A 12854-nucleotide genomic window follows, 5' to 3' on the forward strand; every position below is an offset into this window, starting at 1 on the left:
TACAACAAAATAGGCTCCATAATCCCTGCGGTGGAGTTACCCACTACAGAAATTATAGAGCCTCTTTTTGTCTCAGCCTCTTCTTTTGTTTAACAAGCTTTCAAAGAATAGAGCTAATTCAAATAATTATCTATATATTTTTGGAAATTAGGATATTTTTGACGATTCATTGCATAAAGCATTTCCCCATATAAGGGATCTCTAGGATCGTCGGGTTCTAAAAGAACAGCAATTTTGAGGTCATTGTCAGGAAAAGCAATAGTGTAGTGATAAGTATCGTTGACAGTGATGGAATAATATTTTGTATTGTCTTCATATCCAGACTTATCAAGAACATAATGAAATTCCTTGTCTCCTAATTTTCCAGTGTTTTCCTCGAAAACTAGGTCAATATTTTCTCCCGCAGAACCCTGAGCTTTCCATTTTCCGCGGTACGTTTCACCTCGGCCGATGCCTAAAATACTACAAGCGCTCAGACAGATAAGGATAAATACAGTAAAAACGAATACTATGGATTTTTTCATTGGAAACCTCCTTGTGTAATCCCTTTTATATTATTCTACCATATTATTTAGAAAGGATGAATCTTTTTATGAAAATCAGGTTTGACCCTTGAATTAGCCATTTTTAAGAAAGTTTGGTATAATATGTGGTATGATTGTAGTGATTTTATGTCGAATCGATTAAAATGATCCATAGGATGCTATTTGCAATAGAAGATGAATTAATGAAATGAGGTTCTAGTTTTTTGTTAGGATGGCTCGTTTCCTCTCAAAATTTTGTGGTGAATAAATGAAAAAAATATTAGTTGTTGATGATGAGAAGCCAATCTCAGATATTATAAAATTTAATATGACCAAAGAAGGTTATGAAGTTCTGACAGCTTTTGATGGTAAGGAAGCGTTAGAAATGTTTGAAGCGGAGCAGCCAGATATTTTGATTCTGGATCTGATGTTGCCAGAAGTTGATGGACTTGAGGTTGCTCGGACCATTCGTAAGACTAGCAATGTCCCGATTATTGTGCTGTCTGCCAAGGATAGTGAATTTGACAAGGTTATTGGTCTTGAAATCGGTGCAGATGATTATGTAACCAAGCCATTTTCAAATCGTGAATTACAGGCGCGGGTTAAGGCTCTTCTTCGCCGTGCAGATTTAATCATTGAGAGTCAAGCAGAAGATAGTGGACCAAATGAATTAAATATTGGGGACTTGCAAATTTTACCTAATGCATTTGTGGCTAAGAAGCATGGAAAAGAGCTGGAGCTGACACATCGGGAGTTCGAATTGCTGCATCACTTAGCAACGCATATTGGTCAAGTGATGACGCGTGAGCATTTACTTGAAACTGTCTGGGGCTATGATTATTTTGGTGATGTCCGGACAGTGGATGTGACCATTCGTCGCCTGCGTGAAAAGATTGAAGATACGCCAAGCCGGCCTGAGTATATCTTGACTCGCCGTGGTGTTGGCTACTATATGAGAAATAATGATTGAAGAAATTAAACAATTTGTAATCTCTGCGGATTTCGTCTTTGCTATCATTATTATCGGCTTCATTGTGGTCGTGGCTCTGCTCTTATTGGAAAATCGCCGTGACAACCAAAAGCTTCTGCAGCTTAATCAGAAAATTAAAGATTTGATTTCTGGTGACTATTCAGAAGTGCTAGACATGCAAGGAAGTCCGGAAATTACAGATATGACCAATAGTATCAATGATTTGTCAGAAGTTATCCGCTTGACACATGAAAATCTTGAGCAGGAAACCAAGCGTCTGTCTAGTATTTTGTCCTACATGACAGACGGGGTGCTTGCCACCAACCGCCGAGGGCAGATTATTACCATTAATGATATGGCGACCAAGCAGTTGGGGGTCAAAAGAAGTGAGGTCCAAAATATGAATATTTTGGATCTGCTTTCAATTTCAGATGAATATAGTCTTCGGGACCTGATNCTGAATTGATTATTGATTCTCAGGATGAGAACGGGGAATATTTGCGCTTACGGGTTCGTTTTGCCTTGATTAGACGGGAATCTGGCTTTATATCAGGTTTGGTGGCGGTCCTGCATGATACGACTGAGCAGGACAAAGAGGAGCGGGAGCGCCGGCTTTTTGTTTCCAATGTTAGCCATGAGTTGCGGACGCCCTTGACCAGTGTGAAATCTTATCTGGAAGCCTTGGACGATGGGGCTCTGTCAGAGCCAATTGCGCCGGACTTTGTCAAGGTCTCACTGACTGAGACTAACCGGATGATGCGGATGGTGACGGATTTGCTCAGCCTGTCGCGGATTGATAATGATACCAGTCATCTGGAAGTGGAGTTGACCAATTTTACAGCCTTTATCACCTTTATCCTGAATCGATTTGATAAGATTAAAAATCAGGACGAGACCAAAAAATATGAGATTATTAGGGATTATCCGATTACACCAATTTGGGTGGAGATTGATACGGACAAGATGACGCAGGTCATTGATAACATCATGAACAATGCTATCAAATATTCACCTGATGGTGGTACCATTACCGTATCTGTGAAAACAACAGATGTACAGCTGATTCTCTCAATTTCAGATGAAGGTCTGGGGATTCCCAAGCAGGATCTGCCGAAGATTTTTGACCGTTTCTATCGAGTGGATAAGGCTCGCAGCCGAGCTCAGGGAGGGACTGGCTTAGGCTTGTCCATTGCCAAAGAAATTATCAAGCAGCATCATGGCTTTATCTGGGCCAAGAGCGAGTACGGTAAGGGATCTACCTTTACCATCGTCCTTCCTTATGATAATGATGCTGTCCGTTTGGATGACTGGGAAAATGAAGAAAATGTAGAAAGTGAAAATGACTAAAGGATTTCAATATAGTATTCTGGCATCGGGATCAAGCGGCAATTGCTTTTATCTGGAAACAGACCAAAAACGCTTGCTCGTCGATGCTGGTCTATCAGGGAAAAAAATTACGAGCCTTTTGAGTGAAATTGACCGCAAACCGGAAGATTTAGATGCCATTTTAGTCACCCATGAGCATAAGGATCACATCCATGGCGTGGGAGTTTTGGCGCGTAAGTACAATCTAGATATTTATGCTAACGAAGCAACCTGGCGGGCTATGGAAAAGGATTTGGGCAAGCTGGATGTTAGCCAAAAGCATATCTTTGAGCTAGGTAAAACCAAGACCTTCGGCGACTTAGATGTCGAAAGTTTTGGGGTTAGCCACGATGCGGCTGCCCCCCAGTTTTATCGCTTTATGAAGGATGACAAGAGTTTTGTCATGCTGACAGATACGGGCTATGTCAGTGACCGTATGGCTGGAGTGATTGAGAATGCGGATGCTTATTTGATTGAGAGCAACCATGATATCGAGATTCTCCGGAGCGGTGCCTATCCGTGGAGTCTGAAACAACGGATCTTGTCTGACTTGGGGCATTTATCTAATGAAGACAGTGCAGAGACCATGATTCGCACACTTGGCAATCGCACCAAGCGTATTTATCTGGGGCATTTGAGTAAGGAAAATAATATCAAGGAGCTGGCTCATATGACCATGGTCAATCAACTGGCTCAAGCTGATTTGCCAGTAGGTCATGATTTCCAGGTCTTCGATACTTCTCCTGATACTGCAACGCCTTTGGTAAATATCTAATCGTCAGTCGCTCAGAAAGTTGGAACACACGGTTCCAACTTTTTTAGGATTGACAAGGATTGCTTTTTATGAGACACTAGTTCTATGTTTTTTAGCCTGTTTTTTATACTAGAAAGGAAGAAAAAGAACGAAAATGACGAACGACTATGAAAACGTATGTGAGGAAACGAAATGCGTCTGATTTATTTTGTGATCGCCTGCCTATCTTTGGCCTTAGGAGTGATAGGGATGTTTTTGCCTGTCTTGCCGACGACCCCATTTTTGCTTTTGTCTATTGCTTGCTTTTCGCGCAGCTCCAAGCGGATTGAGAATTGGCTTTATCACACCAAAATGTATCAAGTCTATGTCGCAGATTTTCGGGAGACGGGTTCGATTGCCAAAGAGCGTAAGAAAAAGATTATCGTGTCCATCTATATCTTGATGGGAATTTCCATTACCTTCGCGCCCATTATTTGGGTGAAAATTTTCTTGTTCGCCCTGACAATCTTTATTACTTATTACCTTTTCAAGGTCATCCCAGATAAATAATAGGCTGAGAATTACCCTAAGAAGACAAGTAAACAAGTGCGTTGGCACTTGTTTTTTGGTATAATGGTAGATAGTTCACAAAGAACATCATTTTAGAAAGGATGGAATTGGACTCATGCTCTGCCTGGACCTAGCATGAAAAAGAAACTATGGAACATTTAAAAGATGCACTGCTGGAGCAGTTTGGACTGGTGTTTGAAGACAGTAGTCTGCTAGAGACCGCTTTTACTCACACCAGCTATGCCAATGAGCACCGCCTCTTAAAAATTTCACACAATGAACGCCTGGAATTTTTAGGAGACGCTGTTCTGCAGCTGATTATTTCTGAGTATTTATATAAAAAATACCCCAAAAGACCAGAAGGAGATTTGTCAAAATTACGCTCCATGATTGTTCGTGAGGAGAGTTTGGCTGGCTTTGCACGGGACTGTCAGTTTGATCATTTCATCAAGCTGGGTCGTGGTGAGGAAAAGTCAGGAGGTCGTAATCGGGATACCATTCTGGGTGACTTATTTGAGGCCTTTTTGGGTGCCCTCCTTTTGGATAAGGATGTGGAGACTGTCAAGGACTTTATTTATCAAGTCATGATTCCCAAGGTGGAAGCGGGTGACTTTGAGCAGGTGACTGACTATAAGACCAAGTTGCAAGAACTCCTGCAGGTTAATGGCGATGTTGAGATTGTCTATCAGGTTACAGATGAGACAGGGCCAGCCCATGCTAAGAACTTTGCTGTGGCTGTGTTGATCAATGGTCAGAAAGCGGGTCAGGGACAAGGCCGTTCTAAGAAACTGGCTGAGCAGGAAGCTGCCAAGGATGCATTTGAAAAGGAAAGTCACTAATGTTTTTAAAGGAAATTGAAATTCAGGGCTTCAAGTCATTTGCAGATAAGACTAAGGTGGTTTTTGACCAGGGTGTGACTGCTGTTGTTGGTCCCAATGGCTCAGGCAAGTCCAATATTACGGAGAGCCTGCGCTGGGCTCTGGGTGAGTCGAGCGTTAAGAGTCTGCGGGGTGGTAAGATGCCGGATGTCATCTTTGCAGGGACGGAGAACCGCAAGCCCCTCAACTATGCTTCGGTCGTCGTTGTTTTGGATAATCAGGACCAGTTTATCAAGCAAGCAGGCAAGGAAATTCGTGTCGAGCGCCATATCTATCGGAGTGGTGATAGCGAGTACAAGATTGACGGTAAAAAAGTTCGTCTCCGCGATGTTCATGACCTTTTCATGGATACAGGGCTAGGACGGGATTCTTTCTCTATCATTTCCCAAGGGAAGGTAGAGGAAATCTTTAACAGCAAACCAGAGGAGCGACGAGCTATCTTTGAAGAGGCGGCTGGAGTGCTCAAATATAAGACTCGTCGCAAGGAAACAGAAAGCAAGCTGGCGCAGACTCAAGACAATCTAGATCGCTTGGAAGATATTATCTACGAGCTGGATAGTCAAGTCAAACCACTGGAAAAGCAGGCTGAGACAGCCAAGCGTTTTTTAGAACTGGATCAAGAGCGTCAGGAACTTTATCTAGATGTCTTGGTGGCTCAAATTAAGTCTAATAAAGCTGATTTGACGGCAGCAGAGGCTGATTTGGAGAGCATCAAGCAGGAGCTAGCAGCCTATTATACGAAACGGGATGAATTGGAGCTTGAAAACCAAGAGATTAAGGTCAAACGGCAGGAAGTGAATCAAAAACTGTCTGATGATCAGGCCAGTCTTTTGGAGCTGACCCGTTTAATCAGTGATTTGGAACGCCAGATAGACCTAGCTAAGTTGGAGTCTAGTCAGGCGGCCAGCAGCCGTTTGGAAAATGAAGAACGCTTGGCTGGGTTGAGAGAAAAAAGCCAGCAGTTGACAGCTGATATTTCCTCCAAGGAAGCTCATCTAGCTGCTTTAGCGGTCCAGTTGACTGAAAATCAAGAGGCCATGAGCCAGTTGGAAGCAGAATTGGCGGACTTTTCAGATGACCCAGACCAGCTGATTGAAAATCTGCGGGATCGTTACGTCAAGCTCATGCAAGAAGAAGCGGAGCTGTCCAATGACTTGACCTCGCTAGAAAATCGTCTGGAGAATGAGCGGAGCCAAGCTGCCAGCAAACAGGCTGAGTTTAACAAACTGCAGGCTGATTTAAAAGCTGGTAGGGAAGAAGAAGCGACTCGACAGGCGGAATTAGAAGAGGCACAGGCTGCTCTCAGAGCCTTGCTAGATCAGTATCAGGAGCAGCAGGGGCAGGTCGAGAAGCTGGCGACTGCTTATCAAAAGGAGCAGACCAGCATGTTTGCCCTGCTGGATGATTTGAAAAATAAAAAAGCCCGTGCAGCCAGTTTAGAAGCTATCCTCAAAAATCACAGCAATTTTTATGCAGGTGTAAAAAGCGTTCTGCAGGAGGCTGATCGTCTGGGTGGTATTGTCGGGGCAGTCAGCGAGAAATTGAGCTTCGATTCTCATTACCAGACCGCTTTGGAAATTGCACTGGGGGCAAGCAGCCAGCATATCATTGTTGAGGACGAGGGAGCAGCGACCAGAGCCATTGATTTTCTTAAGAAAAATCGAGCTGGTCGGGCTACTTTCCTACCTCTGACGACTATCAAAGCTCGTCAACTTCCCGAGCAAAATCAATCCAGAATTGAGGCCAGTCCGGGCTTCCTCGGTATAGCTTCAGAGCTGGTAACCTATGAGCCAAGTTTGGAGAATATTTTCCAAAATCTGCTGGGAACAACCGCTATTTTTGATACAATTGAGCATGCGCGTGCAGCTGCCCGTCAGGTACGTTACCAAGTAAGAATCGTAACGCTGGACGGTACGGAACTGCGCACAGGCGGTTCTTATGCTGGAGGAGCTAATCGCAATAATAACACAATCTTTATCAAGCCTGAACTGGACAGCCTGCTTGGAGAAATGGAGCAGCAGTCTCAGAAGCTGAAAGCTAAGGAGCAGCAAGTCGAAAGCTTGCAGTCTCAGCTATCAGAGGCCAAGCAAGCCTTGGAAGCCATCAAGTCTGAGGGTGAGCAAGCCCGCTTGACAGAGCAAAGAGTCAAGTTGGCCTACGAACAGATTGCAGAGCGGGTTGCAGAACTCAGCCAGCTGGAGCAACTGCAGGAGCAGGACTTGACTAGTCAGTCTGAAACAGTAGGAACGGCTGAAAAGAAAAAAATGGAAGAGCGGCTGTTGGCTATCGAAGCTTCCAAAGTAGCCATTACTGCTGAAATCGAGCAAGTCAAGTCGAATAAAAACGCTGTTCAGGATCGCTTCGATCAGCTATCGGCTAACCTGTCTGAGCTGAAATTGAAGAGCATGGAGCTGACTTCTAGCCAGCGCTTTGAGAAGAATGATTTGTCACGTTTGCTAGAGGAGAAGGCTGATCTGGACAAGGAAGTCGCTACTTTGCAGCTTTTGATAGAGCAAAAGGAAGAAGCGGTCAGCCAGAAGGTGGATATTTCCGTCTTGGAAGAGCAGCTTAAGACTGCCCAAGAGAAAAAGACAGACTTGGATCAGAGTCTCATCAGACTCAAATTTGAACTGGACGACTTGGAGGGCCAGTCCGAGGATATTCTAGGGCATTTAGACCAAGCCCGTCAGCAAAATGAAAGTCTGATTCGTCGTCAGGCCAAGGCAGAAGCAGAAAAAGAGAAATTTTCAGATGCCTTGCGTCGTCTGCTGACCAATCTGACGGATAATTACCAAATCAGCTTTGAAGAGGCTGATCAAAGAGCGCGTCCTTTGGAAAATCTTGCAGCTGCAGAAGCTCAAGTCAAAGACTTAGAAAAGGCTATTCGTGCTTTGGGACCAGTCAATCTAGAAGCAGTAGAGCAGTTTGAAGAAGTCAGCAGCCGTCTGAACTTCCTCAATAGTCAGCGGGACGATGTCCTCTCGGCTAAAAATCTCCTCTTGGAAACCATCGAAGAGATGAATGATGAGGTCAAAGAACGCTTCAAAACAACTTTTGAAGCCATTCGCGAAAGTTTCAAGCTGACCTTTAGCCAGATGTTTGGTGGCGGTTCAGCTGATCTCATCTTGACAGAAGGCGACCTGCTGACAGCTGGGGTAGAAATTTCAGTTCAGCCTCCAGGCAAGAAAATCCAATCCCTCAATCTCATGAGTGGTGGAGAAAAAGCCCTGTCAGCCTTGGCGCTTCTCTTCTCCATCATCCGCGTTAAGACTATTCCTTTTGTTATCTTGGATGAAGTTGAGGCAGCTCTGGATGAGGCCAATGTTAAGCGCTTTGGAGATTATCTCAATCGCTTTGACAAAGAAAGCCAGTTTATCGTTGTAACCCACCGCAAGGGAACCATGTCTGCAGCGGACTCTATCTATGGAGTGACTATGCAGGAATCAGGAGTTTCCAAGATTGTATCGGTCAAGTTAAAAGATTTAGAAAGTTTGTAATATGAGCATAAAATTAGTAGCAACAGATATGGATGGGACTTTTTTAGATGACAAGGGCCAATTTGATATGGAGCGGCTCAAGAACTTGCTACTCCGGTTTAGAGAAAAGGATATTTACTTTGCTGTTGCCAGTGGTCGCGGCCTCCTCTCACTTGAAAAGCTTTTTGATGAAGTCCGAGGTGACATGATTTTTATCGCAGAAAATGGCAGCCTGGTAGAATTTCGGGGAAAAGACCTATACGAGGCAACCATGCCACGGGAATTTTATCTCAAGGTTTTTGACAAGCTCAAGGAGTCTCCTTTTGTCAATGTCAATGAGTTGCTCCTGACGGGGAAAAAGGGCTGTTATGTCTTAGATACAGTCGAACCATCTTATCTGTCTTTCAGTATGCATTACAATGAAAATATCCAACCAGTTGCTGATTTTAGTGAGATTACAGACGAGATTTTCAAACTTACGACTAATTTCAGTGAAGAAACGGTAGCCGATGGCGAAGCTTGGGTCAATGAAAATGTCGCTGGTGTTAAGGCGATGACAACAGGCTATAAGTCGATTGATATCGTGCTGGACTATGTGGATAAAGGTGTGGCTCTTGTCGAGCTGGCTAAGAAGCTAAATCTAGAGATGAATCAGGTCATGGCTTTTGGTGATAATCTCAATGACCTACATATGATGCAGGTGGTAGGGCACCCGATTGCACCAGAAAATGCGCGGCCAGAAATTTTGGCAGTTGCTAAGGAAGTGATTGGCCACCATGCGGCCCAATCTGTTATGACTTACATGGAGGGCTTGTAATGGCTGATATTAAATTGATTGCTTTGGACTTAGACGGGACTCTGTTGACCTCTGATAAACAGATTTCCGAAGGTAATCTGGCAGCTCTCAAAGCAGCTCAGAAGCAGGGAGTCAAAGTTGTGTTGACCACAGGGCGTCCGCTTAAAGCTATGGAATTTTTCCTGCATGAACTGGGCACCGATGGTCAGGCAAATGAATACACTATTACCTTTAACGGTGGTCTAGTTCAGCGCAATACTGGCGAAATTTTGGATAAAACAGTTTTTTCCTATGATGATGTGGCTAGAATTTATGAAGAGACTGAGAAATTAGGTCTACCTCTGGATGCGATCGATGGTGGCTTGGTTTATCAGATTCAATCAGACCAAGCATCGCTCTATGCGGAGTTTAATCCAGCTTTGAGCTTTGAATCGATTGCTTTTGAAGACCTTTCCAGCCAGGAAACTTACAATAAATGTGTCACAGCATTTGCTCAGGAACCGCTGGATGCAGCTATTCCTCACATTGCGCCCGAACTTTTTGACCAGTATGAGATTTTCAAATCACGGGAAATGTTGCTGGAATGGTCACCGAAAAATGTGCACAAGGCGACTGGTTTGGAGAAATTGATTGCCCATCTAGGAATTGATAGAAGCCAAGTCATGACTTGCGGCGACGAAGCAAATGACCGCTCTATGATTGAATGGGCTGGCTTAGGAGTAGCGATGCAAAATGCAGTTCCTACTGTCAAAGAAGTGGCTAATGTAGTGACTCCTATGACAAATGATGAAGATGCAGTTGCCTGGGCTATTGAAACATATGTAATAAAGGAGGACTAATCGATGGGATTATTTGATCGCCTTTTTGGTCGAAAAAAAGAAGAGCCGGCAATTGAAGAAATTGTCAAAGAAGCTCTGGAAAATCTTGAAGAGAGCGAAGCGAGCACTGAAGAACACCTTTTGAATGAATCATCAGTTATGGATTCGGCAGAACCAAAGGAGAAAAGTGTTGACTCTCAAGAAGAGAAAGTAATTCCGATTTTGGAAACTTCCGAAGCTCCAAAAGGACTTTCTGAGGAAACTGTTCCATCATCTGAGGAATTTTATTCAGAGCTTGAAGAGCGTTTGGCTGAAGATCGGGTTCTCAATGAAGTGCTTGCAGACAAGGCTAAAGTCCTAACGGATGAGGCAGAAGCTGTTACAGAGGATAAAGAATTGACTGAAGCAGCACCTCAGCCTGAAGAAAGTGTAGCTCAGCTTCAAGAGCAAACTAACGCAGAGGATACAAAACCAGTAGAGACTGAAGAAAAACCGAAACCGACTCCTTCTGTTATGGAAAGTTACTACGCAGAAGTGCAACAAAGGATTGCCGAAGCAGCAGCTCATAATCAGGCAATTGAAGAAAAGTCTGAAGCAGTCACTCAGGAAGCTCCACAACCGCAAAAAACAGAAACTACAACATCTGCACCTGAAAGTGTCCAGGATAAATACGACCGTAGTCTCAAGAAAACTCGGACTGGTTTTGGGGCACGACTCAATGCTTTCTTTGCAAATTTCCGCTCGGTTGACGAAGAATTCTTTGAAGAGTTGGAAGAATTATTGATTACCAGTGATGTTGGAGTACAGGTTGCCTCAAGCTTAGCAGAAGATCTTCGTCACGAAGCACGATTGGAAAACGCTAAGAAACCGGATGCCCTTCGGCGAGTGATTATTGAAAAACTGGTCGATATTTATGAGAAAGATGGCCATTTCAATGAGAAAATCAATTTTCAAAATGGCCTAACAGTTATGCTCTTCGTCGGTGTAAATGGAGTAGGGAAGACGACCTCAATCGGTAAATTGGCCTATAAATACACGCAAGAAGGTAAAAAGGTTATGCTGGTGGCAGCAGATACCTTCCGGGCAGGAGCCGTTGCTCAGCTGGCTGAATGGGGCCGCCGAGTGGATGTTCCTGTTGTAACAGGTCCAGAGAAGAGCGATCCTGCCAGTGTCGTTTTTGATGGTTTAGAAAGAGCGAAGTCTGAAAATATTGATGTGCTCATGATTGATACGGCTGGTCGTCTGCAAAATAAAGATAATCTCATGGCAGAGCTGGAGAAAATCGGTCGGATTATTAAACGAGTTGATCCAGCAGCTCCGCATGAAACTTTCTTAGCGTTAGATGCTTCAACTGGTCAGAATGCGCTAGTTCAAGCCAAGGAATTTTCAAAAATTACTCCGGTCACCGGCATTGTCTTGACAAAGATAGACGGAACGGCCCGTGGTGGAGTCGTCTTGGCTATCCGTCAGGAATTAGATATCCCGGTTAAGTTGATTGGTTTCGGTGAAAAAATTGATGATATCGGTGAGTTTAATTCTGAGAACTTCATGAAAGGGCTTTTGGAAGGCCTGATTTAGAACTGCCCATACTGAAAATAGGCTCTATAAGGTCTTACCAAGCGAGATCTATTTATTTAAAACGGTCTATATTTTGTTATTCTTGGGAATTTTTGGCATACTCATAATAAAAAAGCGGACAAATTTATTTTTTGTTCGCTTTCTCTATGATTAAATAGTTTTAATTTAGAAAATGTTATAAACCGTAATTATAGTCATCATCATGCATGGCTTCAACTTCACCAAGAAGGTAACCATTTCCGACTTGAGAGAAGAAGTCGTGGTTAGATGTTCCTGTTGAGATTCCGTTCATGACGATTGGGTTGACATCGTCCGCTGAATCTGGGAAGAGTGGATCTTGTCCTAGGTTCATGAGAGCCTTATTGGCATTGTAACGAAGGAAGGTTTTGACTTCTTCGGTCCAACCAACACCGTCATAGAGGCTTTCTGTATAGCCTTCTTCGTTTTCGTAGAGGGTGTAGAGCAAGTCGTACATCCATTCTTTAAGTTTTTCCTGCTCTTCTTCAGGCAATTCATTGAAACCAAGTTGGAATTTGTAACCAATGTAAGTTCCGTGAACAGATTCATCACGGATGATTAGTTTGATAATTTCCGCAACGTTGGCCAGTTTGTTGTTACCGAGATAGTAGAGTGGCGTAAAGAAACCAGAATAGAAGAGGAAGGTTTCAAGGAAAACGCTGGCAACTTTCTTTTCAAGGGGGCTACCATTGAGGTAGATTTCATTGATAATTTCAGCTTTTCTTTGCAGGTAGGGGTTAGTGTTAGTCCATTCAAAGATTTCTTCGATTTCAGCCTTGGTATTCAAGGTAGAAAAGATAGAAGAATAAGATTTTGCGTGGACAGATTCCATAAATTGAATGTTATTGAAAACAGCTTCCTCATGCGGTGTACGGATGTCTGAGCGAAGAGCCTGTACACCAGTTTCAGATTGCATGGTATCAAGAAGGGTCAACCCACCAAAGACTTTTCCTACCAAGTCTTTTTCTTTGTTTGATAGTTTTCTCCAGTCGTCTAGGTCATTTGACAAGGGGATACGAGTATCGAGCCAGAATTGCTCCGTCAGCTTTTCCCAAGTTGATTTGTCAATGACATCTTCGATGGCATTCCAGTTTATGGCTTTGTAGTAAGTTTCCATGATAATCTCGC

9 protein-coding genes and 2 pseudogenes are annotated in these 12854 nt (G+C 43.5%); 9 read left to right on the top strand and 2 right to left on the bottom strand.

Annotation, left to right across the window (positions count from 1 at the left end; all coding sequences use genetic code 11):
• Positions 1-113 precede the first annotated feature (113 nt).
• Positions 114-524, bottom strand: a complete 411-nt coding sequence (locus SSIN_RS00555) for a hypothetical protein (protein WP_037614511.1) — start codon at positions 522-524, stop codon at positions 114-116.
• Between the two features lie 268 nt (positions 525-792).
• On the opposite strand from SSIN_RS00555, the gene yycF reads away from it, so the two are divergent.
• The 9 genes and pseudogenes from yycF to ftsY all read left to right on the top strand — a co-directional run.
• Positions 793-1494, top strand: a complete 702-nt coding sequence (yycF, locus tag SSIN_RS00560; protein ID WP_037614514.1) for a response regulator YycF — start codon at positions 793-795, stop codon at positions 1492-1494.
• A pseudogene (gene vicK, locus SSIN_RS00565) lies at positions 1487-2841 on the top strand (cell wall metabolism sensor histidine kinase VicK). The gene yycF and the pseudogene vicK overlap by 8 nt, the downstream one beginning before the upstream one ends.
• The gene (locus tag SSIN_RS00570) at positions 2834-3634 is read left to right on the top strand and encodes an MBL fold metallo-hydrolase (RefSeq protein ID WP_037614515.1); all 801 of its coding nucleotides are present in this window, start codon (positions 2834-2836) and stop codon (positions 3632-3634) included. The pseudogene vicK and the gene SSIN_RS00570 overlap by 8 nt, the downstream one beginning before the upstream one ends.
• A gap of 171 nt (positions 3635-3805) precedes the next feature.
• Positions 3806-4162, top strand: a complete 357-nt coding sequence (locus SSIN_RS00575) for a YbaN family protein (protein ID WP_037614516.1) — start codon at positions 3806-3808, stop codon at positions 4160-4162.
• Between the two features lie 149 nt (positions 4163-4311).
• The gene (gene rnc, locus SSIN_RS00580; protein WP_037614518.1) at positions 4312-5001 is read left to right on the top strand and encodes a ribonuclease III; all 690 of its coding nucleotides are present in this window, start codon (positions 4312-4314) and stop codon (positions 4999-5001) included.
• Positions 5001-8537 carry a chromosome segregation protein SMC gene (gene smc, locus SSIN_RS00585; protein WP_037614521.1) on the top strand — a complete coding sequence of 1179 codons (3537 nt, stop codon included), beginning with the start codon at positions 5001-5003 and terminating at the stop codon, positions 8535-8537. The genes rnc and smc overlap by 1 nt, the downstream gene beginning before the upstream one ends.
• 1 nt (position 8538) lies before the next feature.
• Positions 8539-9333, top strand: a complete 795-nt coding sequence (locus SSIN_RS00590) for a Cof-type HAD-IIB family hydrolase (protein WP_037614523.1) — start codon at positions 8539-8541, stop codon at positions 9331-9333.
• A complete protein-coding gene (locus SSIN_RS00595; protein ID WP_037614525.1) occupies positions 9333-10151 on the top strand; it encodes a Cof-type HAD-IIB family hydrolase in 819 nt (272 codons plus the stop codon). Before SSIN_RS00590 ends, SSIN_RS00595 begins: the two co-directional genes overlap by 1 nt.
• Before the next feature lie 630 nt (positions 10152-10781).
• Positions 10782-11708: pseudogene (gene ftsY / locus SSIN_RS11100) on the top strand (signal recognition particle-docking protein FtsY); the annotation flags it as partial.
• Positions 11709-11883: 175 nt separating this feature from the next.
• Here ftsY and nrdF read toward each other — a convergent pair.
• On the bottom strand, positions 11884-12843 hold the full coding sequence (gene nrdF, locus SSIN_RS00605; protein WP_037614530.1) for a class 1b ribonucleoside-diphosphate reductase subunit beta: 960 nt from the start codon (positions 12841-12843) through the stop codon (positions 11884-11886).
• Positions 12844-12854 lie beyond the last annotated feature (11 nt).

The organism is Streptococcus sinensis (assembly GCF_000767835.1).
Taxonomy (GTDB): Bacteria; Bacillota; Bacilli; order Lactobacillales; family Streptococcaceae; genus Streptococcus; species Streptococcus sinensis.